21 protein-coding genes and 1 pseudogene are annotated in these 25,216 nt (G+C 45.2%); 5 read left to right on the forward strand and 17 right to left on the reverse strand.

Annotated features, from left to right (window positions below; translation table 11 throughout):
- A pseudogene (locus B092_RS15685) lies at nt 1–379 on the forward strand (hypothetical protein); the annotation flags it as partial.
- A 169-nt stretch (nt 380–548) separates the two neighbouring features.
- Here the strand turns inward: B092_RS15685 and B092_RS0100700 are convergent.
- The 4 genes from B092_RS0100700 to purL form a co-directional block, all read right to left on the reverse strand.
- Nucleotides 549–1,259 carry a phosphoribosylaminoimidazolesuccinocarboxamide synthase gene (locus B092_RS0100700; protein ID WP_018573322.1) on the reverse strand — a complete coding sequence of 237 codons (711 nt, stop codon included), beginning with the start codon at nt 1,257–1,259 and terminating at the stop codon, nt 549–551.
- A gap of 81 nt (nt 1,260–1,340) precedes the next feature.
- A complete protein-coding gene (gene guaA / locus B092_RS0100705) occupies nt 1,341–2,933 on the reverse strand; it encodes a glutamine-hydrolyzing GMP synthase (RefSeq protein WP_018573323.1) in 1,593 nt (530 codons plus the stop codon).
- A gap of 35 nt (nt 2,934–2,968) precedes the next feature.
- A complete protein-coding gene (gene guaB / locus B092_RS0100710) occupies nt 2,969–4,429 on the reverse strand; it encodes an IMP dehydrogenase (protein WP_018573324.1) in 1,461 nt (486 codons plus the stop codon).
- A gap of 152 nt (nt 4,430–4,581) precedes the next feature.
- Nucleotides 4,582–8,640, reverse strand: coding sequence for a phosphoribosylformylglycinamidine synthase (purL, locus tag B092_RS0100715; protein ID WP_026253503.1), 4,059 nt, complete (start codon nt 8,638–8,640; stop codon nt 4,582–4,584).
- Nucleotides 8,641–9,011: 371 nt separating this feature from the next.
- On the opposite strand from purL, the gene B092_RS0100720 reads away from it, so the two are divergent.
- Nucleotides 9,012–9,908, forward strand: coding sequence for a serine hydrolase (locus B092_RS0100720; protein WP_018573326.1), 897 nt, complete (start codon nt 9,012–9,014; stop codon nt 9,906–9,908).
- A 103-nt stretch (nt 9,909–10,011) separates the two neighbouring features.
- Here B092_RS0100720 and B092_RS0100725 read toward each other — a convergent pair whose 3' ends face one another.
- Nucleotides 10,012–11,106 carry an NAD(P)-dependent alcohol dehydrogenase gene (locus B092_RS0100725; protein WP_018573327.1) on the reverse strand — a complete coding sequence of 365 codons (1,095 nt, stop codon included), beginning with the start codon at nt 11,104–11,106 and terminating at the stop codon, nt 10,012–10,014.
- A 269-nt stretch (nt 11,107–11,375) separates the two neighbouring features.
- On the opposite strand from B092_RS0100725, the gene umuD reads away from it, so the two are divergent.
- The 3 genes from umuD to B092_RS0100740 all read left to right on the forward strand — a co-directional run bounded on the left by umuD (nt 11,376) and on the right by B092_RS0100740 (nt 14,419).
- Nucleotides 11,376–11,828 (forward strand): translesion error-prone DNA polymerase V autoproteolytic subunit, encoded by a 453-nt coding sequence (gene umuD, locus B092_RS0100730; RefSeq protein ID WP_018573328.1) that lies wholly within the window; start codon nt 11,376–11,378, stop codon nt 11,826–11,828.
- The gene (umuC, locus tag B092_RS0100735) at nt 11,821–13,125 is read left to right on the forward strand and encodes a translesion error-prone DNA polymerase V subunit UmuC (RefSeq protein ID WP_026253505.1); all 1,305 of its coding nucleotides are present in this window, start codon (nt 11,821–11,823) and stop codon (nt 13,123–13,125) included. Before umuD ends, umuC begins: the two co-directional genes overlap by 8 nt.
- Nucleotides 13,126–13,276: 151 nt before the next feature.
- Nucleotides 13,277–14,419: an NAD(P)/FAD-dependent oxidoreductase gene (locus B092_RS0100740; RefSeq protein WP_018573330.1), complete on the forward strand. Its 1,143-nt coding sequence runs from the start codon at nt 13,277–13,279 to the stop codon at nt 14,417–14,419.
- A gap of 84 nt (nt 14,420–14,503) precedes the next feature.
- On the opposite strand, the gene B092_RS0100745 is transcribed toward B092_RS0100740, so the two are convergent.
- The 12 genes from B092_RS0100745 to B092_RS0100800 form a co-directional block, all read right to left on the reverse strand.
- The gene (locus B092_RS0100745) at nt 14,504–15,598 is read right to left on the reverse strand and encodes a YkvI family membrane protein (protein WP_018573331.1); all 1,095 of its coding nucleotides are present in this window, start codon (nt 15,596–15,598) and stop codon (nt 14,504–14,506) included.
- A 97-nt stretch (nt 15,599–15,695) separates the two neighbouring features.
- Nucleotides 15,696–17,132, reverse strand: a complete 1,437-nt coding sequence (gene dnaB / locus B092_RS0100750; RefSeq protein WP_040607962.1) for a replicative DNA helicase — start codon at nt 17,130–17,132, stop codon at nt 15,696–15,698.
- Between the two features lie 235 nt (nt 17,133–17,367).
- Nucleotides 17,368–17,820, reverse strand: a complete 453-nt coding sequence (gene rplI / locus B092_RS0100755; RefSeq protein WP_018573333.1) for a 50S ribosomal protein L9 — start codon at nt 17,818–17,820, stop codon at nt 17,368–17,370.
- Nucleotides 17,821–17,835: 15 nt separating this feature from the next.
- On the reverse strand, nt 17,836–18,111 hold the full coding sequence (rpsR, locus tag B092_RS0100760; protein ID WP_018573334.1) for a 30S ribosomal protein S18: 276 nt from the start codon (nt 18,109–18,111) through the stop codon (nt 17,836–17,838).
- Between the two features lie 49 nt (nt 18,112–18,160).
- Nucleotides 18,161–18,472, reverse strand: a complete 312-nt coding sequence (priB, locus tag B092_RS0100765; RefSeq protein WP_018573335.1) for a primosomal replication protein N — start codon at nt 18,470–18,472, stop codon at nt 18,161–18,163.
- Between the two features lie 56 nt (nt 18,473–18,528).
- Nucleotides 18,529–18,945, reverse strand: coding sequence for a 30S ribosomal protein S6 (rpsF, locus tag B092_RS0100770; protein WP_018573336.1), 417 nt, complete (start codon nt 18,943–18,945; stop codon nt 18,529–18,531).
- 185 nt (nt 18,946–19,130) lie between these two features.
- On the reverse strand, nt 19,131–19,937 hold the full coding sequence (gene folE2, locus B092_RS0100775; protein WP_018573337.1) for a GTP cyclohydrolase FolE2: 807 nt from the start codon (nt 19,935–19,937) through the stop codon (nt 19,131–19,133).
- A gap of 50 nt (nt 19,938–19,987) precedes the next feature.
- Nucleotides 19,988–21,865, reverse strand: coding sequence for a 1-deoxy-D-xylulose-5-phosphate synthase (gene dxs / locus B092_RS0100780; RefSeq protein ID WP_018573338.1), 1,878 nt, complete (start codon nt 21,863–21,865; stop codon nt 19,988–19,990).
- Between the two features lie 8 nt (nt 21,866–21,873).
- Complete coding sequence (locus B092_RS0100785; RefSeq protein ID WP_018573339.1) at nt 21,874–22,791, reverse strand: polyprenyl synthetase family protein; 918 nt, start codon at nt 22,789–22,791, stop codon at nt 21,874–21,876.
- Nucleotides 22,792–23,052 carry an exodeoxyribonuclease VII small subunit gene (locus B092_RS0100790; RefSeq protein WP_018573340.1) on the reverse strand — a complete coding sequence of 87 codons (261 nt, stop codon included), beginning with the start codon at nt 23,050–23,052 and terminating at the stop codon, nt 22,792–22,794. It lies immediately after the preceding gene.
- A 186-nt stretch (nt 23,053–23,238) separates the two neighbouring features.
- Nucleotides 23,239–24,096 carry a sulfurtransferase gene (locus B092_RS0100795; RefSeq protein ID WP_018573341.1) on the reverse strand — a complete coding sequence of 286 codons (858 nt, stop codon included), beginning with the start codon at nt 24,094–24,096 and terminating at the stop codon, nt 23,239–23,241.
- A 125-nt stretch (nt 24,097–24,221) separates the two neighbouring features.
- Nucleotides 24,222–25,088, reverse strand: a complete 867-nt coding sequence (locus B092_RS0100800) for a DMT family transporter (protein ID WP_026253508.1) — start codon at nt 25,086–25,088, stop codon at nt 24,222–24,224.
- Between the last annotated feature and the right edge of the window lie 128 nt (nt 25,089–25,216).

Genomic DNA, 25,216 nt, shown 5'->3' on the forward strand with positions numbered 1-25,216 from the left:
ACTAACGCACTTTTACGCTTGGCTGTCCAACGACGATTCTCTGACTTCATCTCTGTACTCATGGTCAAATTTTCTCCATAATATCAAATTAAGACCTGAGCAGGTTTTTACTGGGTCATTACATTCTACTTCTAATTGCTATGGTTTTGTGGGAGGATTACCGGTGCAGTCCGGCACTCACATTGATCTGACTGGAAGCTACACGCCTGACATGCACGAAGCTGACGATACATTAATGGCCAAAGGTAGCATATTTGTAGATTACCGCGACACAACGATCCAATGCGTGGGTGATCTGACTCAACCGATTGCTAATGGAACCATCACAGCGGCAGATATACGCGGGGATCTTTATGATCTGGTTAATGGCTCTGCATAAGGACGAAGAAATTCTTCAGACATCACCATTTTTAAAAATGGAGGTGGCGCACATAGCTAACAAGCAATAACCCAAATGCAATAAAACTCGCACGACGGCGAGTTTTATACTTATAGATTAACAAAGCTCAAATATCAATGACGACTGATACTCAATGACTTTATATGCTTTAGCCAATCAGCTTTTTATAGAATGCCTCGTGATCTAAGACCTCACCGTCTTTGTCCATGACGCGCATCGCATCGGCTGACACTTCGTCTATAACTACGACTTGACCATCAACTAAACCAAGCTCGATTTTCATATCGATCAGGATAAGCTCTTTATCCTTTAGGTCTTTCTCAACCAGCTGGCATACTCGTCGAGTGATATCCTTAGCCTGCTCAAGATGAGCTGAACTGACAAGATCTAGAGCAACAATCGTGTCATCGTTAATTAGTGGGTCACCGCGCTCATCATCTTTGATTGTAATTTCAACAAGGTGATCAAGTGAGCGCTCAGGATTTTCTATATAGCGCTGATAACGGCGCATAAAGCTGCCCCAAGGACGAGTACGACAAACAAACTCCAATCCACCCACTCCGTCGATATCCTTACCAAGAGGTTCAGCACGACGAACTTCCATCGTAGCAGCATCAAGATCTAAGGCCACAAGATGGGTAGGAATATTGGCTGCATGCAGGCGTTGGAAAAAATAATCCGTCATGGCAAGCGACTTACGACCTTTGCCTTCAACCTGACCAATCACTGTATTAGCGCCCGGGTCGACAACACCGTCAGTACCTGTGACGTCGTCTTTAAATACAAGGAGTACATTACCGCTCGGCAAAGCGTATAAATCTTTAGTTTTACCTGAATAAATCTTTTGCTTAGAATTCATTTTTTAACTCGTTGAGAATGTCAACATCTTAATTCAAATAAGGACAGCGCACCGAATGAGCGCCCTGTCCCTCACTGCTTACTATTCCCACTCAATGGTAGACGGTGGTTTACCCGAAATATCGTAAACAACACGGCTAATACCGGCGACTTCGGTGATGATGCGATTTGAGACATGAGCCAACAAGTCATAAGGCAAAGGTGCCCATCTTGCACTCATAAAGTCATTGGTCTGAACCGCACGCAAAGAGACCACATATTCGTATACGCGAGCGCCTTCTTTAACACCGACCGACTTAACCGGCAAGAAGACGGCAAAAGCCTGCGCTGTTAGGTCATACCAGCTCTTACCGGTTTCTGCATCAATCGTATTACGCAACTCATCAATAAAAATTGCATCCGCACGGCGTAAAATATCAGCGTAATCCTGATTGACCGTCCCTAAGATTCGCACGCCCAGACCGGGGCCGGGGAATGGGTGTCGATACACCATCTTTTCGGGCAGACCAAGAGCCACGCCTAACTTACGCACTTCATCTTTGAATAAATCACGTAAAGGCTCCAAAAGTTGCATACTCAAGCTGTCAGGTAAACCGCCTACATTATGGTGCGATTTAACCGCCACGCCATTTTTATTGGCAGCGGATTCAATGACATCGGGGTAGATCGTGCCTTGGGCTAACCATTTTGCATTAGAAAGTTTGGCTGCTTCTTCTTGGAAAATCTCGATGAATTCACGGCCAATGATCTTACGCTTCTGCTCCGGATCGGTGACACCCTCAAGATGCCCCATAAACTGCTCCGTCGCATTAACATGGATGATATTAAGACCTAAATTCTCGTGCATCACATCCATCACCTGCTTAGCCTCAAAGAGGCGTAACAGGCCATGGTCAACAAAGACACAAGTCAATTGAGAGCCAATGGCACGGTGAATCAGCACAGCGGCAACTGAAGAGTCTACACCACCGGATAAGGCAAGGATAACCTGGTCATCACCGACTTCCTCACGGATACGCTCAACCATTTCATCAGCATAATCCGCCATATTCCAATCACCGGCACAATCACAAATATCAAGCACAAAGCGACCTAATAGCGCTTTGCCCTGCTTCGTGTTGCTCACTTCAGGATGGAACTGGACACCGTAAAAAAGACGAACCTCATCCGACATAGCGGCGATTTCACAATGCTTAGAAAAGCCAATTCTCATGAAACCGGCAGGTAACTCAGTCACCTGAGTACCATGATTCATACAGACATCTAATTGATTATGACCTTCAGCAGATTTGCTATCAGACAACGTTGCAAATAAAGGGCTATTACCCTTTACTGAAATATGCACCTGAGCAAATTCCTGATTACCGGAAATAGCAACCTCGCCACCTAAATGCTTAGCCATCGTATGCATGCCATAACCGATGCCCAATACCGGCACACCGGCTAAAAACACAAAAGGAGAAATCTCCATATCAGGCGCTTCGATATTGCTCTCGGCAGAACCTCCCGAGAGGATAATCCCCTTGACCCCCTTGTTTTTGATTTGATCACGTAAAAAAGCTTCATCCACATCTGCTGGATAAACCTCACTAAATACGCCAACATCACGGACCCGACGGGCAATCATTTGGGTGACTTGTGAACCGAAGTCGAGGATTAGGATCTTTTCATGCATAATGATTTACAACTCTAAAAGAACGGGATTAGTGATTAGTCAGCCCGATAATTCGGTGCTTCCTTAACAATTTGTACATCATGAACGTGTGACTCGCGTACACCCGCCGCCGTAATTTCAACAAACTGTGATTTAGTGCGCATCTCTTCGATTGATGCACAACCACAATAGCCCATTGAAGCACGGACACCACCAATTAATTGATAAATAATCGCCAATACACTGCCTTTATAAGCTACACGCCCCTCAATGCCTTCAGGGACCAGCTTATCTGTGTTATTAGACGGGTCTTGGAAATAGCGATCAGCAGAGCCCTTTTCCATGGCGCCTAAGCTACCCATACCACGGTAGGACTTATAGCTGCGACCCTGAAATAAAATCACTTCACCCGGTGCTTCTTCAGTACCGGCAAACATACCGCCCATCATACATGTAGAGGCACCGGCAGCAATTGCTTTGGCCACATCGCCTGAATAACGAATACCGCCATCAGCGATAAGAGGAACACCTGTGCCCTCTAATGCTTTAGCTACATTAGAAATGGCAGTCACCTGAGGTACACCAACACCGGCAACAACACGAGTGGTACAAATAGAACCCGGACCGATACCGACTTTAACACCATCGGCACCTGCTTCTACTAACGCTAAGGCAGCTTCACCGGTTGCGATATTACCGCCAATCACCTCAAGCTTAGGATATTTTTCCTTGGCCCAACGTACACGTTCAATCACACCTTGTGAGTGGCCATGAGCCGTATCAATGATGATCACGTCAACACCGGCAGCGACTAATTTCTCAATGCGCTCCTCGGTACCCTCACCCACGCCGACCGCTGCGCCAACGCGCAACTGACCAAACTCATCCTTACATGCATGTGGGTTTTCTGTGCTCTTGTAAATATCCTTGACGGTGGCAAGACCACGTAACTCAAAGTTATCATTAACAATCAAAACTCGCTCTAAGCGATGCTTGTGCATCAAGCTTTGAGCTTCTTCAAGGCTACCACCCTCTGACATCGTCACTAAACGATCCTTGGGTGTCATCACCTCGCTAATCTTAGCGTCTAGACGCTCTTCAAAACGTATATCACGGTTAGTCACGATACCGACTAACTGCTTGCCCTCAACCACCGGCAAACCTGAAATACCATGCTCTTTTTGAAGAGCAACGGCATCGCGAACAGTCATGCTCGGAGTTAAGGTATAAGGATTAATAACAATACCAAACTCGTGACGCTTAACGCGAGCGACTTCGATAGCCTGCTCATCGGCAGTCATGTTTTTGTGAATAATACCAATACCGCCTTCTTGGGCCATTGCGATCGCAAGACGCGCTTCTGTTACGGTATCCATAGCCGCAGAAACTAAAGGTATATTTAAGCTGATATTACGAGTAAGTTGAGTTTTTAAAGACGTGTCGCGTGGTAACACATTTGAATACGCTGGAACCAATAATACATCATCAAAGGTCAACGCTTTTTGAAGTAAACGCATGAATCTCTCCTGGCGCAAAAGAGAATTATACTACTTTCCACACATGAAATATAACAAAAAGCCAAATCCCGACAATTTATGTCAAGGTTTGGCTTTCTTTGTAAAGCCGCCGTATACGACAGCTTTTATTAAGTAATGATTAGTGTAAAAACTTAATCAATAAATACCCTAGCGTTCATAAACATACGCATCCAAGGCGTTTGATCGCCACCACTGTCTTTGGATCCCCAAGACTCAGGAGCCCAAGACATCATAGCTCGACGGACTGTGCGCTCAGGATGTGGCATCATGGCAGTAAAGCGACCATCGGCTGTGGTAACAGCAGCGATACCATTAATACTGCCGCTCGGATTAAACGGATAAGCTTCGGTAATCACACCGCTATTGCTGGCATAACGCATGGCAGAAATGACATTATCCAAATCTCCATGGAGAGAGAAATTAGCAAAACCCGCACCGTGCGATACTACGATAGGTGCCCGAGTGCCGGCCATTCCCTTAAAGAAGATAGAATTTGAATCACTCACCTCTACCATCAATAAACGAGCCTCATGACGTGCTGATTTATTTTTAGTAAAACGTGGCCAATTCTCTGTTCCCGGGATAATATCACTTAAGCTTGTCATCATCTGACAACCGTTTGATACCCCAAGTGCAAACACATCATCACGCGCAAAGAACTTACTGAACTGATCGAATAGCTTCGGATTATGGCGAATTGTTTTTGCCCAACCCTCACCCGGACCAAGCACATCGCCGTAGGTAAAGCCACCGGAAGCAACTAAGCCTTGTACATCATCTAAATCAATACGTTCCTCTAAGATATCGGTCATATGCACATCATGCACAGCGAAACCGGCCTTATTAAGTGCCCAAGCCATTTCCACTTGACTGTTTAATCCCTGCTCACGAATCAGAGCAACGGCCGGACGGCCTTTATTGAAATAAGGAGCGGCAATATCCTCTTGAGGGTCAAAATCCACCTTGGCATTCAGGCCCGGATTAGCATCCTGAGTATCGCTCCAACGCTCAAACTCAGCTTTGGCAGTAATTGGATTCTCACGCAGCTTGGCAATTTCATAGCCCACTTCGCTCCAAGCAGCACCTAACTCAGCACGTGGGTACTCTAAAACAACAGCGCCGTCACGGAATACTTCAATCGTGTCTTTGTCATTTAACGTACCAATAGCATGGCTACATAACGATAAGCCGACCTCACGCAACAACTGTAAAACAGCATCACGATCCTCTGCACGAACTTGAATGACCGCACCCAACTCTTCATTAAATAAAGCCTTGATTGTGCTCTCATCGCGCTGAACTTGAACTTGCTCCGGACGAATTTTATAGTCACCCCAGTCCTGTACAGCGCCATCAAAAGTCAGCATATCCACATTAATCGATACGCCTGTATGACCGGCAAAAGCCATTTCAGAAACGGTCGCAAATAATCCGCCATCAGAACGGTCATGGTAGGCCAAAATAGTACCTTCATCCGCTAAGCTGCGAATCACAGCAAAGAAGGTGCGAAGCTTTTCAGCATCCTCAATATCAGGCACCTGATCACCAAACTGACCTAGAGTATGAGTTAGGACTGAACCGCCTAAACGCTGCTTACCCTCACCCAAATCAATCAAAATCAACGCTGTTGGACCTTGATCAGTGACAAGCTGTGGTGTTAGGGTCTTGCGTACGTCCTCAACCTGCGAGAAAGCAGTCACAACTAATGAGACAGGAGCGGTCACCTCTTTTTCTACTGCACCATCCGGTCCATTTTCAGTCCACGCAGTACGCATGGACATGGAATCCTTACCTACCGGAATAGAAATATCTAAGGCCTGGCAGAACTCACTGGCTGCTTGCACCGCTTTGTAAAGCGCAGCATCTTGGCCCGGTGTACCGCAAGCCGCCATCCAGTTAGCGGACAGCTTAATACCATCTAAATGCTTAATATCAGCGGCAACAATATTTGTAATTGACTCAGCAATTGCCATGCGGCTGGCCGCTGCACTGTCCAAAATAGCCAAAGGTGAACGCTCACCCATTGACATGGCTTCACCGTGGAAATGCTCAAAATCAGCCAAGGTGACAGCACAATCCGCAACCGGTACTTGCCATGGTCCAACGAGTTGATCTCTCGCTGTTAGGCCGCCCACATTACGATCGCCTACGGTAATTAAGAAGGACTTACTAGCCACTGTAGGATGACGCATAACAGAAAGACCTAAGGCCTTGAGATCTTGGCCGACTACATCAACCGGTTCCACCTCAACGGCTTCACTTTGGACATCGCGGTGCATCTTAGGTGTTTTACCTAAAATGACATCAATAGGCACATCAACAGGACGCAGTGCACTTGCTGCCTGCTCACTCGTTGCGCCCTCTTCGCCCGGCAAACCCTCGCCCTCAACCACGCGTAACACGCGCTCTTCTGTCGCCACGCCAACCACCGTATAAGGGCAGCGCTCACGACGGGCAATATCATCAAACAGTGCTAGACTCTCAGGCTCAATGGCCAACACATAGCGCTCTTGAGACTCATTACTCCAAATCTCTGCCGCAGACATACCCCTGTCTTCGATGTGTACGCGCTCGAGATCAAAAATCGCTCCACGCTTGGCATCATTAACCAACTCCGGGAACGCATTAGAGAGACCGCCTGCACCCACATCATGAATCGCAATGATCGGGTTGTTTTCAAACATTTGCCAGCAGGTATTAATTACTTCTTGGGCTCGGCGCTCAATTTCCGGGTTACCACGCTGCACTGAATCAAAATCCAATGCCTCAGTGTTGGTACCGGCAGACAAACTGGACGCAGCACCGCCGCCCATACCGATGAGCATACCCGGACCACCTAATTGAATTAATAGCGCACCAGCGGGAATTTCTTTTTTGAGACACAACTCCGCATCAATATTACCCAAACCACCGGCAATCATAATCGGCTTTTGGTAACCCCAGCGGCGACCACCGACTGTCTGCTCATAGGTACGGAGGTAACCTAAAATATTGGCACGACCAAACTCATTATTAAACTCGGCTCCGCCTTGAGGTCCTTGAATCATAATATCCAAAGCAGAGGCAATGCCGCCGGGCTTGCCGTGAGAGTCCTGCTCCCACGATTCCTTGAGATTGTCCAACTGAAGATTGGCAACGGTATAACCTGTCAAGCCGGCTTTGGGATTGGCACCACGGCCTGTCGCGCCCTCGTCACGGATTTCACCACCGGCGCCAGTAGAGGCTCCTGGGAAAGGCGCCACTGCCGTTGGGTGGTTGTGCGTTTCAACCTTCATTAGAGTATGAGTCAAACGCTTTTTGCTTTGATAAACAAAACTGCCATCAGCACGCTTTGGCGCAAAGAAACGAGTCGACTCGGCACCTTCCATAATGGCGGCGTTATCTGAATAAGCGACTACCGTACCGCGGGGGTTATGTTTGTGCGTATCACGCACCATACCGAATAAGGTTTTGTCTTTAGCCTCACCATCGACAGTCCATGCAGCATTAAAGATTTTATGACGGCAATGCTCACTATTAGCCTGCGCAAACATCGTCAGCTCAACATCGGTTGGGTTGCGCTGCAATTTGACAAACGCATCAACTAAATACTCAACCTCATCGTCAGATAACGCCAAGCTCCACTCCACGTTAGCCTTTTCTAAGGCACTAGCCCCTTCTTCTAAAATGGCGACAGTACGCAAAGGCTTTGGCTCTAAATCCACGAACAATGCCTGTGGATTGAACTCATCACCCACCACGACGGTTTGACTCATACGATCGTGAACTAGCTTGATAAACTTCTGTAAATGCTCATCCTTGAGACCGCTCCCCGACCAGAAACTCTTCTCCGGTGTCAGCGCCATATAGATGCCGCGCTCGATACGACTAATACCCTCTACGCCGCAATTACGAGCAAGGTCTGTCGCTTTTGATGCCCAAGGAGAAATAGTACCTAAGCGCGGCAAAATGCGTAATTCCACATCATGCCTTGCAATCTGTATGTCTTTTAATTTGACATCACGTGTCAAGAACTCTGTCACAGCTGCTCGCTGCTGATCTGATAATGGTTCTTCGCTATACACGTAATACTCAAAACGCGTAAAAATCTTATCAATTGCTAAGTCTAAGGATTTAACTTGCTCTTTAAGACGAGCTTTAGTCGATTCTGGCAGTGCTATCGCACCTGGGACAATCATATATGATGACACGTGATTTACCTAATACAAGGATAATTAAAATAAAAGAAAGCTTCTTTAAAAAAGATCAGACTCTATTAAGGAGCTTTATTACAAACAACAGCTGTATTTTAGCCTTTTTTCGGCTTTTACTCTACGTTTCTTTTTCTAGTCTTTATTTTGTAAATGATTGTTAATTGAAAAGCGTTATCGATTAGGCTTTTAAACAACAAAAGCGACAATCTCAAAAATTACGCTTACATATCAACTACTTAAGCAATTTAAACTTGACCTACAAACACTCTTAAGAGTTTGCCCTAAGCCATTAATAAATAAAGACATTTAGTAACTCTATATGTATAATAGCTTGAGCCTATATCACAACACACTTTAATAAATATATTATGTTGACTTTGCACAAATCCTCTTTTAAGCAGCTCGGCGCGGTGATGCTTGCGCTTTGCTGCGGCTTTGCGAGCTCCGCAGCTCATGCACAGCACGCGACCGGCATCAATACAGCACCGATCATTGGCCAAGTAGACAATGGCGGAGCGATTCTTAGCTCGGAAATAGCGTTGGTCGTGAGCCTGGATGATAATCAGGTAGTTTACTCAAAAAATGCGGATGTCATCCGTCCCATTGCGTCAATCAGTAAACTCTTATCGGCTTTGGTCATTACCCGCTCGGGATTGCCGCTAGACGAGAAAATCACCATTTCCTCAGATGACATCGATCGCGTCAAAAAATCCAGCTCTCGTTTGAGTGTTGGCACCACGCTAACCCGTCGTGAGATGCTTTTATTATCTTTAATGTCATCTGAAAACCGTGCTGCTCACGCCCTAGGCCGTACCTATCCGGGTGGCATGACTGCCTTTGTCAATGAGATGAATGCTACCGCACGCCAACTTGGTATGACGCGCAGTCGCTTTGTCGAACCAACCGGCTTATCGCCAATGAATGTGTCTACCCCAAGAGATCTGGTCCGCCTGCTTCAAGCAGTTGAAAAAGACAGCACGATCAAACGCTTTTCTACAAGTGATGATTACAGTGTGATCACCAGCAACGGTCGGACAGAAAAATACCGCAATACTAACCGCTTAATTCGCAATCAAGACTGGGATATCAGTATTTCTAAAACCGGTTATATTCGTGAATCAGGTCAAAACCTAGTGATGTACACAGAAATCGACAAACGCCCAATGGCCGTTGTTTTGCTCAATGCAGATAATCGACTCAATCGTTTTGCTGACGCTGTCCGCATCCGCCATTTAGTACAAAACGACTATCCAAGCTTATTCTAATCGACACCGATTAGATTGCTTCACAAAACACGCAAGGCCTGCAGACAATTAAACTGCAGGCCTTGTTTTATGGGTCGTGCTTAAGAGTCATGCTTAAGATTAGTTAAGGCTTAATAGCGATCTTTAGCACTCCATCCTCTTGATTCATAAACATATCATAAGCAGCCACAATATCATCCAATGATCGTGTATGAGTTACTAATGACTCTAAATCCACGGCACCTGACTCAATCACATTAAGAAGACGACGCATACGCTCCTTGCCGCCCGGGCATAGCGCAGTTTTGATCGTATGATCACCTAAACCGGAAGCAAAGACATTGATCGGAATAACCACATCCTCAGAATAAACACCCAAGCTGGATAAGGTACCACCCGGTTTCAACACACGCAGAGCCTGCTCCCAAGTCGACTGCAAGCCTAAACACTCAATGCTGGAATCGACACCGCGCCCCTTGGTGAGCTTCATTATTTCATCAACCACATCCACTTCTTTGAAGTTGAGTGTCACGTGAGCTCCCATCTTTTTAGACACGGCTAAGCGCTCGTTATTACCATCAATCGCAATAATTAAGCTGGCACCACGCAAGCGCGCACCCGCTGTTGCGCATAAACCTATAGGACCTTGTGCAAAAACCGCCACCATATCACCAATCTTAATATTGGCATTTTCTGCACCAACAAAACCGGTGGACATAATATCCGGGCACATCAGTACCTGCTCATCGGTCAAATTATCAGGAACCGGCGCTAAATTAGCCTCGGCATCAGGTACTAAAACATACTCTGCTTGCGTACCATCAATCCAATTACCAAAACGCCAACCGGCTGTTGCCTTGTAACCATGGCAAGAACACGTACCGTCATCCTTGATCCAAGCACCATCCTGAGAAGGAAAACCGTCTTGGCACGGGTAAGAAATAAAGCTTGGACAAATTGCACCGGCAATCACTCGCTGCCCTTCTTGATAGCCACGTACATTACTGCCTAACTTCTCAATGATACCCACCGGCTCGTGCCCGATAGTCAAGCCCTTTTCTACCGGGTACTCACCCTTTAGGATATGGATATCAGTACCACAAATAGTTGTTGTTGTAATACGAATCAAGGCGTCATTAGGCCCCACATCAGGGATAGGCTTATCAACTAACTCAATACGACCTGGTTCAATAAATACTGCTGCTTTCATCATTGCCATACTATCTACTCCTTTTTTAGTAGATTTAAATTTTGATGCTTAGGCTAAAAAACATCAAAACCAAGAAAAATAACAACATAACAATAACTTAGAAGGTATTAACCTCTTAAAACCAGCTTAACTGAGCGCAGAAACAGAGGTCAATCAACTGTTTAGTTTACTCCTGTCTTATATCAATCTTATGACTAATAATCAGCAAAACTTCTATTTTTGCTGTATATTTATACAGCATACGATTTATTTATCCATCGTTAAAAAAGTGATTTTTGATGAAAGTAAGCTTACTTGGAAAGAGCCTAGACATAGAGCGACTGAGCACCCTCAGTCAGCATCTTCCTCTATTTTTAAGTCATGTTCCTGCAGGATTTCCCTCGCCAGCACAGGATTATATTGAGCAAAGCCTAGATCTTAATGAGCTCTGTATTACACACCCTGAAGCCACCTACTTCGTTCGTTGTGAGGGTGACTCCATGATAAACGCTGGCATCCGGAGTGGTGATATTTTAGTAGTTAATCGTGCTTTAACTGCTGCTCATGGTGATATCGTCATCGCCGCACTATATGGTGAGCTCACCGTTAAGGAGCTCCGTCTGCACCCTCGGCCTGGGCTATTTCCTCACAATCCAGATTATCAACCCATCATGCTTAGGGAGTCAGACTCACTGGAGTTATTTGGGGTCGTCACCTACGCCTTTCATGATCTACGTCGCAAACATGGTTAAACAACATGAAGCAACAGAAGCTGTTTTTGCCTTAATTGATTGCAATAGCTTTTATGCAAGTTGCGAAAAACTCTTTCGACCTGATTTACGCCACCGACCTGTCGTCGTTCTCTCCAATAATGACGGCTGTGTGGTTGCACGCTCTGAGGAAGCTAAGGCACTCGGCATCCCCATGGCCGTACCTTTTTTTAAAATCAAACCTTTAATTAAACGCCATCGAGTCAGTTTTTTCTCATCAAACTACGCACTCTATGCGGATATCAGCAAAAGAGTCATGTCCACTCTGAGCAAACTAGCACCAGACATTGAGATTTACTCAATTGATGAAGCTTTTTTAGAACTATCAAGACTATCAAGCTTGCATACTATGGAGGATTTTAATCACTACGGTCATTTGATTCGCAGACAAGTCCACCAATGGATTGGCATTCAGATAGGTGTCGGCATTGCACCAACTAAAACCTTAGCTAAACTGGCAAACCATGCCTCTAAAAAGTACCCAGCAAGTAAAGGGGTGGTTGTTTTACTAGAGTCTCAACGTCGTGAAAACCTCTTAAAAATCACACCAGTTGAAGACATTTGGGGAGTAGGCAGGCGTTTATCACAAAAATTAAAGCAACTAGGAATTAAAACGGCTTGGGATCTGTCTCGTCTAGAGCCTGAACATGCTCGCCAACAGTTTTCCGTCGTTTTGGAGCGTACTATTAGAGAGCTCAACGGTGAATCTTGTCTGGAGCTCGACAGTATACAAAGTAAAAAACAAATTATTAGCAGTCGCACTTTTGGTCGACATATCACCACCCTGAGAGAGATGGAGCAAGCAATCAGTGAGTACACAGTACTAGCTGCTACTAAACTCCGGCAACAAAATCAGCAAGCAAAACACGTGAGTGTATTTATACAAACTCACCGCTTTAATGCCGCTGACAAGTACTACTACAATAGTGCCTCTGGTGATTTGTTATTGCCAAGTAATGACACCCGCGAGCTAAATGCCTTAGCTTTACGCTTATTAAAGACCATCTGGCGTTCCGACTATCGCTATAACAAAGCAGGTGTTATGCTGAGCGACTTTTATGATGCGCAGCTTTATCAGACACAACTTTTTGATGATGAAGTGCAAAATACTCGTGGCCGCTATTTGATGCAAACTATTGATAGGTTAAATCTCCAGCAACCAGGCAGCATCCGCTTTGCTAGCCAAGGTTTAAGTCAGGACACTCAATGGACTATGCAACGTCGCTACCTATCCCCTGCCTACACCACCAACTGGAAAGCGATTCCATGCGTACGCTAAAACCTTAGCCTCTTCGACACTTTAAAAATAGCCTAATAAGCACTACGCTATAATTAAAACTTTCATCAGCTTAATTCTAGCCTCAGTGTTATAAATTACCTGATGTCCTAACTAAAACCCTCATCTAACTATTATTCGGTATCAAGCGATTATGGACAATAAAATTTATGACGTAGTGATTGTCGGTGGCGGCATGGCTGGTATATCTGCAGCCTATCGTCTTGCCCCCCACCGTTCAGTTCTGATTTTAGAGCAGGAGTCACAACCGGCATACCACACAAGCGGTCGCTCCGCTGCTATGTATATGGAAACTTACGGCACCGAGCAAATACAGGCCTTGACTCGAGCTGGTCGGCAGTTTTTTGACAAGGCCGTTAGCTCTAACTTCTCAGACACAGACATCCTGACACCACGCGGCTGTATTTATGTGGCTGCTCCTGAAGACAAAGAACGCTTACACGAGCTGTACGCCGAACTGCAAAGCAACTCACCAGATAATGTCCAACTCATTGATAAAAACAAAGTCATGCAGCTGGTTCCCTTCATGCGCCCCGAAAGAGTTGAGGGCGCAATTTATGAAGAGCATGCCGAAGACATCGATGTCCATACCCTACTACTCAGTTTTTTAAGTGGTGCTCGTAGCCATGGTGCAGAGCTCCGGGCTTCGACCTCTCTAGAGTCCGCTGAACGCATTGATGGAGTCTGGCATATTCGCACCAATCAAGGTGACACTATACAGGCTTATACACTAGTCAATGCAGCTGGTGCTTGGGTTGACACAGTAGCTGAACGCAGTGGAGTCAAAGCTATCGGCTTTGTCCCATGCCGTCGCAGTGCCTTTACCTTTGATGCTCCTGCGGAAGTTGATCTGAACAGTCTAGTCTTAGTCGTAGGCATCATGGAAAACTATTATTTTAAACCCGATGCTGGTCAACTCTTAGGCTCCCCTGCTAATGCCGATCCGACCGAAGCACATGATGTAGTCGCCGAAGAACTGGATATTGCTACCGGTATCTATCACATTGAAGAAAATACTACCTTAAAGATTCCACGCCCTAATCATACCTGGGCGGGTTTACGTACCTTCGCACCTGACAATGATCTAGTCATCGGTGAAGACCCTGAGGCTGAAGGTTTTTTCTGGTTAGCCGGCCAAGGAGGCTATGGCATCCAGTCAGCCCCCGGCGTATCTGAACTAGTCGCTTGCCTTATTCTAGACAAGCCGCTCAGTGATACTCTGAAAAATGAAGGCGTAAAACCAGAAGTCATCAATCCAGCACGCTTCAGAAAGTAAATATCATTAACAATTCCAGCCAAGTAATGACCTTACTTGGCTGGAATTAAACTCCCTTACTAATACTACCTGATTGGCTTCATACTAAATATGGCCTATGGTGGCTTTGTTGTAGACTGTTCTAGACAAAATAGCTAACACCACAGCCATACCAATATAACCAGCAAAGGGATAAATCGTACCGATCAGTGTACCAAAAGGTAATGAACCGCCCGCCATAAATAAAACACCTAAGATTATAGTGGTCAACTTGTCTACTGAATTGGGTAAAAAACGCATCAACTCATTTTTAACTAACCAGTACATCGGCGCTGCTGTCGAATAAACCCCCAGCATAATCACAATTGCAAAGAGAAAAGCAACTACTGGACTAATCGTATTGCCCAATAATAGATTCGGCACCTGAGTCCCTATAATCAGCTCATAGTTACTCAACATACTGATAACCATAAAGAGTACAGCCACCGCTAATGCCAAACCACCGAGCACCCCTGCTATGCCCGCTTCCTTAGCTGAATTCGCCTCTTTACCCAACTGAGTATAAAATACAGCGCCAGCAAGAATGTTATAACTAAAAAATAAAATTGCCGACATAAAAACATTAGCAGCTGGGCGTATTTCATATGCTTTGTCCGGCATCACATCATAAATCGGTTGTTCACCTAACAAACTAAGGTCGCGGAAAAATATCCACCCTCCAATAACGACGGTAAAAACCACAATCACTGGCCCAATTGCACCAATAATATCTACTAATCGATTTAAGCCTAGCAGAACTGTAAGAGCACACAAAACGCCCATTCCGATAAAACCAACTTCTGAAGGCAGCTTAAAGTGCTCCTCCACCAAGGCACCCGAACCGGAAATCATGATAACAACAATTCCCACTACAAAAATTAAGGTAAAAAACTCAATCAAGCGCCCTAGGACCGGACCCGTGTAGTAATGAAAAATTTGAGAAGGTAATGCTAACTGTAACTGATGCCCTTTTACCATCACGACAAAACCAAATATCGCAAATAAAATAGCAATGATAAGGACACCCCATAGGCCCTGAATCCCATAAGATGCAAAAAACTGCAGAATTTCTTGTCCCGTAGCAAATCCTGCACCAATTAAATAGGCGGCAAACGCGCCAGCCATTTTTATTACATTTTTAAAATCAACTTTTTGGTTCATCGGTGTCTCCTGATTAAAGATAGTCATTATATAAGAGACACGATGATTTTAAAATTAGAGAATACGCTCCTACGTACTACACACTACGCGTAAAACGCTACTCACCGATAAAAGCAGGACTAGCTCCAGTGTAGTTCATGAACTTAGTATGTTCACCAACGAAGGTCAGTCGCACCGTACCAATCGGACCATTACGCTGCTTACCGAGAATAATTTCCGCCACACCCTTGTCAGGGGAGTTTTCGTTATAGACCTCATCCCTATAAATGAAAATAATCACGTCAGCATCCTGCTCAATTGCTCCGGATTCACGTAAATCCGACATGATTGGACGCTTATTAGGTCTATTCTCTAAGCTACGATTAAGCTGCGAAAGCGCGATCACCGGGCAGTTTAATTCGCGCGCCAAACCTTTGAGAGAACGGCTAATCTCTGAAATCTCATTTGCTCGATTATCACTACGACTGAGGCCACTACCTGACATTAACTGTAAATAGTCAACGACGATTAAACCTAGGCCGCCATGCTTGCGACTCAAACGTCGTGCACGCGCACGCAAGTCGATGGGATTAAGACCCGGAGTTTCATCAATAAAAATTTGTGCATGCTGCAAACGATCAACCGCACGGGTCACCTTGACCCAATCCTCATTATTTAGCGTCCCCTTGCGCATACGCTGCTGATCAATTTTGCCGACAGAACCCAACATACGATGAGCAAGCTGTGCAGCCCCCATCTCCATCGAAAACACGAGCACCGGTTTTTTTTCAACCAGAGCCACGTGCTCAACAATATTCATGGAAAAAGAAGTTTTACCCATGGCCGGTCGTCCGGCCACAATCGTCAGGTCACCACCATGTAAACCGGCTGTTTTAGCATCCAGATCGACAAAGCCGGTCGGCGTACCGGTCACTTCTGAATCACTACCACGCTGTGATAGCTCCGTCAGGTTATTGATGACCTCAAGCATCGCATCACTGATCGCCACAAAATCAGCATTTTTCTTATTGCTATCTTCAGAAATGCGATAAATCTTGGCCTCAGACTCATCTAAAATCTCACGCGCAGAGCGCCCTTGGGGATTGAGCGCTGTTGTACCAATTTCATCAGATGCTGTAAGCAAGCGGCGCAAAATCGCTCGCTCACGAACGATTTCAGCATAGGTACGAATATTAGAAACCGATGGCGTGTTTTGAGCTAATGAGTTTAGATAAACTAAGCCGCCTATGTCCTTATCGGTACCCTCTAGCTTTAATGCATCATATACCGTCAAGACATCAGCAGGACGATCCATACTAATCAGGTTTTGAATATGGCGCCAAATAATTCGATGATGATGACGATAAAAATCATCCTCACTGAGGACATCACCTACTTGCTCATTAGCCAAGTTATTAAGCAATAAACCACCCAACACCGACTGCTCTGCTTCAATTGAATGCGGCGGCAAGCGTAAATTATCTAATTCTTGCGGTTCCTGAGAGCCCAAATTAAACAAATCTGTCCCTATGGCAATCTCTTGAGAGGACGGCATCACAACATCTTGGGCTGGAGCCTCCTCAAAGGGAACATCAGGATAAATATCCTCCGAAAAATTGAGATCGTGACCCTCTTCCAGGCTCTCAGCAATTTCTACGAAAGAATTTTCTTCTTTATTTGGCATAATTAAATGAGCAAAATTTCAGTGATTAAAAGCAAAATAGCAGTAACGATTATATCGCTACTGCTACTTTTTTACAGACTTGTTTAATCTTAAAATAGATTAAAACTTATGCCATTTCACCGATTACGTTAACAGTGATATCGGCAGTAATGTCTGCGTATAGATGTAATGAAACCGGATGCTCACCAACTGCTTTTAAAGCACCGTCTTGCATACGCACTTGGCTTCTTTCAACATCAAAACCGGCTTCTTGCAACAAGCGAGCGATATCGATATTGGTTACTGAACCGAATAAACGACCATCAACACCGGCTTTTTGAGTAATGTCCAGTTTGTAGTCAGCTAACTTAGTTGCTAACGTTTCAGCAGCGGCTAAGCGCTCAGACTGAGCTTTTTCCAACTCAGCACGACGAGCTTCAAACGCCTGAATAGCAGCGTCAGTAGCACGCTGAGCTTTACCTTGAGGGATTAAGTAGTTACGAGCGTAGCCATTACGTACACGAACTACGTCACCTAACTCACCTAATTTACCGATTGTTTCTAATAAAATAACTTGCATGTTAGCCACCCCTGATTATTTATGACTGTCAGTAAATGGTAACAAAGCTAAAAAGCGAGCGCGCTTGATGGCTGTATCTAACTGACGCTGGTAGTGAGCTTTTGTACCTGTTAAACGAGCTGGGATAACTTTGCCAGTCTCAGTAATAAAATCGCGTAGTGTGTCGATATCTTTATAATCAATCTCTTCAACACCGGCTACCGTGAAACGGCAGAATCTGCGACGCTTAAATAATGGATTTTGTTGTGGGAAACGACTTTTTCGGTCTCTTCCTCTTCTTCCTTGTGCCATGATAATTACCTTTAATATTGGTGGGAAATCATTCCCTAAATTCTTAAAATCAAACGATGATTGGGTTGCCACGTTGTTTTTTAAAAGCTTGGATATGAAGTAATACTCTGCGAGTATTTTTACGAGTTGTTGTCAAAAAACCTTCAATCTCTAAGTAGCTGCCTAACTCAACTAAGCTTAAGGCCTCAGCCACTTCTCCAACAGCTCTCGCTTCTAATTCAAAATCAAGTTGCCTTGGGTGTCCGGCCTCTACAACTTCCGACTGATGTGCTAAAACAACATCTAAAACACTAATGCCGGCGGGCGTATATCTGAGCGCGTGGATCTCACTTAAGATAACCTGCAACTGAACTTTATTCATAAAACAAAATGACGCAAGCGCTAAATGGCAAAATATATACCACTCAGCTTAAGGAATTACTCCTCTGCTACGCTCTCATCTTCTTCGTCTTCGCTTTCAACTTCTTGAGATGCGTTGTCATCTGCAGAAGCTACTTTACGAGCTTCATCACGCTCAACTGACTTCATCATGATAGATGGCTCAGTAACAGCGCGTTTAGTTTTGATGATTAGATTACGAAGAATCGCATCGTTATAGCGGAAAGAATGCTCTAGCTCGTCTAGAATATCCTGGCCACCCTCGATATTCATGCAGATGTAGTGCGCTTTAACTAACTTTTGGATTGGATAAGCTAGTTGACGACGACCCCAGTCCTCTAGACGATGAACTTTACCACCTTTTTCAGCAATCATGGACTGATAACGCTCAACCATGGCCGGCACCTGCTCGCTTTGATCAGGATGCACAATAAACACTATTTCATAGTGACGCATATTAACTCCTATGGATATTTAGCGGGGCTCACATATGCTAAACCAAGCCCCACATAAAAAGCCCGCCTCTACACAACATAAAGATCGAGCAAGAAACCGATAATTATATATAGGTATACATAAAAAATCAAGCGTCTATAACTATAAACGCTTGATTTATGTAGTACAAATATCTAATGTCGCTATCAGGCAGTACCTTCTAGAACGGCATAAGCTGAGTGATTATGAATCGATTCAAAATTCTCAACCTCAACACGATAAGCCACTAAGCCGGGCCACTGCTTTACGCGAAGTGCCACATCACGAATTAAATCCTCAACAAACTTAGGGTTATCATATGATGTTTCAGTGACATACTTTTCATCAGGGCGCTTTAATAGGGCCCATAGCTGGCTAGAACCCTGCTCTTCAATGGCCTTAATAAAGTCATCAAGCACATAATCCTCGGTCGCCTCTAATTTAACCGTTACATGCGAACGTTGATTATGAGCACCATAGTCAGAAATTGCCTTGGAGCAAGGACAAAGACTCATCACCGGAACAACGACCTCAGTGATAAAACGCACACCCTTTTCTTTGTCAGCCAACGCCACCCAAGTAACCTCATAATCCATCATGCTACTCACACCGCTAACCGGCGCTTTTTTAGTGATGAAATAAGGGAAAGTGACGCGAATCTCACCTTCCTCTGCATTTAACAGCGGCAACATATCGGCAGCCATCTCTTTAAAGAGCTTGGCATCCATACCCTTAGCATGATACTCATCAATCAGTCCCATAAAACGAGACATATGGGTACCTTTTTCGGAGGCGGGCAAAAGGACTGCGGTATCCCACACTCCGACTGTGCCCAGAATCGCACCTTGACCATTTTTCACTGATAATGGATGCTTTACTTGGCGCACCCCAACTCGGTCAATTTGGACGCTACGTTCATCCACACTACCCTGAACATCAGGCATAGCTGGCGTATTTAATTCAGTTGATTTCATTAAATTCCTACACAATAAGATTCAAGCGACGTTTATAGAAGATGCTATTACTAAATGAGATCTGCAAAACGCTGTTGAACAGATCGCTCAATACCTGTGGCATCTAAACCCAGCTCAGCTCTCAGAGCCTGTTGGTCGCCATGATCAATAAATTGGTCCGGATAGGCTAATTGCAAGACCGGTAAATTTATATCGCGCTGATTGAGAAATTCTATCACTGCGCTACCAGCACCTCCCATCAAGGCACCCTCTTCAAGCGTGACGAAGCCCTGATGCGAAGCGGCAAGCTCAACCAACATATCCTCGTCAATTGGCTTTACAAAGCGCATATCAACTAGACTGAGATCATATTTATCCGCAACAGAGATCGCTTCATGAAGCAAAGGACCAAAGGCTAATATCGCAACTTTTGAGCCCTGACGGCGTTTTACGGCCTTACCAAGAGGCACAGTATCTAGCGTATCAGAGACCTTGGCACCGACACCTCCCCCTCGAGGATAGCGAACGGAAGCGGGCCCCTCATGTTGATAACAGGTGCTTAACAAAAGTCGACTTTCCTGTTCATCGGAAGGTATTGCCACAACCATATTAGGGATACAACGCAAATAAGCAATATCGTAATTACCTGCATGAGTAGCGCCATCTGCCCCGACCAAACCGGCTCGATCTAAGGCAAAGGTAACATCTAAATCTTGTAGCGCAACGTCATGAATGACCTGGTCGTAGCCTCTTTGTAAAAAGGTAGAATAAATTGCCACCACCGGCTTTAGCCCTTCACAGGCCAGACCACCGGCAAAGGTTACGGCATGTTGCTCTGCAATGCCCACATCAAAATATCGCTGAGGAAAACGCTGCTCAAACTCCACTAGACCACTCCCTTCGCGCATGGCCGGAGTGATACCAATCAATTTAGAGTCAGACGCAGCCATATCACAGAGCCAATGACCAAATACCTGCGTAAAGCTTTGCTTCGCACTACTGCCGGAAGACTTAATTCCCTCAGAAGGATTAAACTTACCGGGACCATGATAGAGCACCGGATCCTTTTCGGCTAACTCATAGCCATTACCTTTTTTAGTAATGACATGAACAAACTGCAAACCACCTAAACGCTTAACATTATACAGAACCGGTAATAGAGCATCTAAATCATGACCGTCAATGGGGCCCACGTAGTTAAAACCAAACTCATCAAACAAGCTCGTACCGCCCATCAGGCTCTTAGCTTGATCTTTGACATGCCCCTTAAAGCGACGAGCAAACTCAGCCATTGGTTCGGGCATACGCTCCAACATCATCTTGCTCACATCGCTAGCCTCTTTATAAAGAGGAAGGCCACTGGAAATTAAACGACTAAAGTATTTATTTAACGCGCCAACAGGTGGAGATATCGACATATCATTATCATTTAAGATCACCAACAAGTTAATACCCTCGGTGTCACCTGCATTGTTCAAGGCTTCGAAAACCATACCGGCACTCATTGCCCCATCGCCAATCACAGCGATATGCTGACGATTGATCCCTTGGTTACGAGCAGCCACCGCCATACCTAAGGCAGCTGAAATCGAAGTCGAAGAATGAGCTGTACCGAACGCATCATAAGGCGACTCAGAGCGCTTAGGAAAGCCCGAGATATGATGCTGCTGTCTGATAAAAGGCAAGTCCTCACGACGACCTGTTAATACCTTATGGGCATAAGCCTGATGACCAACATCCCAAATCAAACGATCGTGCGGTGTATTAAAAATATAATGCAGAGCCACAGTCAGCTCTACCGTGCCAAGGTTGGACGACAAATGACCACCGGTCTTAGCGACTGATTCCAAGATATACTGGCGCAGCTCTTTGCTCAGCGCAGGCAATTGGCAGCGCGTGAGCTCCTTTAAATCGCTAGGAGATTCTATTTTGTTTAACAAACTCTTCATTACAACCTTTAGCTTTGGCGGCAAATAATCAACTCGGCCAACGTCCTCAATTTATCTGCGCGCGGTCCAAGAGGTTTTATCGCCTTCAATGCATCATTATGCAATAGCTCAGCGTATTGCTTGGCCTCTTCCAGGCCTAAAATACTTACATAAGTGGGTTTATTATCTAGCTCGTCTTTGCCCGCAGTCTTACCTAAAGCATCTGTGTCCATCGTAGCGTCGAGTACATCATCAACTACCTGATAGGCTAGACCCAACTTTTCTGCATACTTTTTAAGTGCAGAATGATCCTCATAATTGGTGGCAACAGTGATTGAACCAAGCAGCACACTGGCTTTGATTAGTTCACCGGTTTTTAACTGATGCATCAATTTTAACTGAGATTTAGAGATTTTCTGATCAACAGAGGCCAAATCCATATACTGACCACCCACCATACCCCTACTGCCCGAAGCGATAGCCAACTGCTGCATTGCTTTGACGACCAGCGCAGGGGCGACTTGCATATGGGCGAGCGTCTCAAAAGCTAAAGCTTGTAAAGCATCTCCGACCAACAACGCATTAGCCTCACCAAACTCGACATGCACTGTGGCCTTGCCGCGACGTAACTTATCATCGTCCATGCATGGCATATCATCGTGCACTAAAGAGTAAGCATGAATCAATTCAACTGCGGTAGCTGCCGCAACCAACGCTTTTTTAGACTGTTCGACCTGCTCACTAGGATGGGCCACTTCGCCCGCAGCTAACACTAACGCTGCGCGAATGCGCTTACCACCACCCAAGCAAGCATAACGCATCGCCTCATGTAAACCAGCCAAATGTGGGCTCTCATCAGCTACCATCAGCACCTGTTCTAAAGCAGACTCCAGTGTCGGCACCACATAAGAACTCAACCAGTGAGCAAAGCACTGTTCTTGACTCATCTAATCTTCCTCAACATCTTGAGACAAAGGCTTCAGTATATTATCCTGCAGCACCTGGACCTGCAACTGCGCATCATCAAGCTTTTGCTGACAAATGCGGCTTAGTAACATACCGCGTTCGTACGCCTTAAGTGCATCATCGAGTGACAACACTTGATTTTCCATCGACTGAACAATCCCCTGCAATTCCTTCATGGCATCTTCAAACTGCTCGGGTAAATCCTGCTGTTCAGTATGCAAAACTAATTTGTCGTCAGACACACTAGCCTCCTGCTAAATTAAACAATCCAACATTGTACGAAAAACCATACTTTTTGTCGCTAACTTTTAATAAATCACCGACTAAGCTCTGATCACCCTTAAAAAACAAAGCCCAAGATAAATGACCTATCTTGGACTCTATCGATTGAGATAAGTGTAAGACCACTACTAAGCAGTCATTAACTATTAATTACCGGTGGCTACCGGACGACTTGAATCACTAATCCATTCACTCCATGAACCGGCGTATAATTTAGCACCTCTTAGTCCTGCCGCCTCCATTGCGAGAAGGTTATGACACGCACTGATTCCCGAGCCACACTGCGCAACCACTTCACTGGCAGGCCGAACACCCAGTAAGCTTATAAACTCTTGGCGCAGTTTATCGGCGGATTTGAATTGAGTGCCATCGACTAAATTCTCAGTAAAGGGACGATTGACTGCACCCGGTATGTGACCGGCCACAGCATCCATTGCTCCATCATCACCACTAAAGCGAGCTGCAGAGCGTGCATCAACCACTAAAAAATCTTTTAGACGGATATTAACCTCAACCTCATCTGCATTTACCCGACCGCCCACCAATCTTGGCGCTTGCTGCCACTCAATCGCAGCACCAATAGCAACGTCTGAGCGATCTAGCTCTCCGCCCCCTGCCTGCCAAGCCTCTAAACCACCATCTAACACCTGCACCTTGGCACATCCCACCCAGCGCAACATCCACCATAGACGAGAGGCAAACATACTATTAGCAGCGTCATACACCACATAGTGATCCGTTACCTGCATACCGCGAGACGCAAGTAATGCTGCAAAATCATCTCGTTCCGGCAAAGGGTGACGACCATTAACTCCTGTTGGTGTTGCCGACAAGTCACGATTTACATCAAAAAACACAGCTCCGGGAATATGCCCTTCTAAATAGTTTCTGCGCCCTAAGTCCTCATCACGCAGATCTGAACGGACATCAATAATATGAAGCTTTTCATCATTAGACTGCTGAAGTAAATCCTTGAGTTCGTTTACTGTGATTAATGGATACATAACTACCTCCTTTACCGCTAAACATATTGGTAACAAATATTATCTATTTAGTATAGCCATAGTATAGACAAAAGAAGTCCAGAAAAATCAATTATTCATCGTTGCCATTGCCTAAAACTTATCCCCTATGTGCTTGAGCTCTTATTCACCTGGCGTACGGTCGCCCATGCGGATAAACCGCCTGCTACTATCACACCGGCAATGCCAAGCCAAACCAGTACATCCGGCACGTCCTCCCAAAACAAGACGCCCATTAGCACAGCAAAAACAATCGTCAGGTACTGCAACACAGCTGATAAAATCGGCGAACCTGCTCCATAGGCCTTGGTAATACACAGCTGCCCAACCATACCGCTAAGACCCACTGCCAATAAAGCCACCCACGCTTGAGCTGAAACACTTGAAACTGCACTCCACTCGAGGCTTACAGCACCAATCACCGTGACGACAACGGAAAAATAAAAGACCGTCAACCAAGTTGACTCCCCGAGCCTACCCAAGGAACGAAGCTGCATCATGGCCACGGCGGCACAAACGCCCGAGCACAACCCCAGAAACACAGCAACGTACTGATCATCATGAATACTCGGCCTTAACACCATCAATACACTGACAAAACCCAGCAAGCAGGTCAAAAAACGGAACCAATCTCTTTTTCCTTCGTCAGCCTTGATAAACACCCATAAACCTATAAATATAGAGGACGTGTAATTTAAAGTAGCTGCTGTCCCCAATGGCAATACGGAATAACAGTAAAATACTAAAATAAGTGCTGTTGCTCCAAACAAATTACGAAGAAAGTGTAATTTAAAACTTTTGGGCCGTAGCGAGTGTTTGGTGAGTATTGCCCAAACAAAGATGAGCAACACCGAAGGCAGGCCGCGAGCAATAATCGTCAAAGCGAGCGGTACATTTAGCTCTCCGGTAAACTTAACACCCGCCCCCATCAGAGCAAACATAAACGATGCTAATACCATCCAGAGAGACTGCATGCAGAAACCTTTTGATCACCATTTGAAACTGACATTTAACTTACAATCTACGTTTAAATTGTTATCATTAAACACAGTGCAATTATTAATTATTCTATCTCTACTCAACCACATTGGAATGAAAATCA

It is taken from the genome of Oligella ureolytica DSM 18253 (assembly GCF_000373745.1).
Lineage (GTDB): Bacteria > Pseudomonadota > Gammaproteobacteria > Burkholderiales > Burkholderiaceae_B > Oligella > Oligella ureolytica.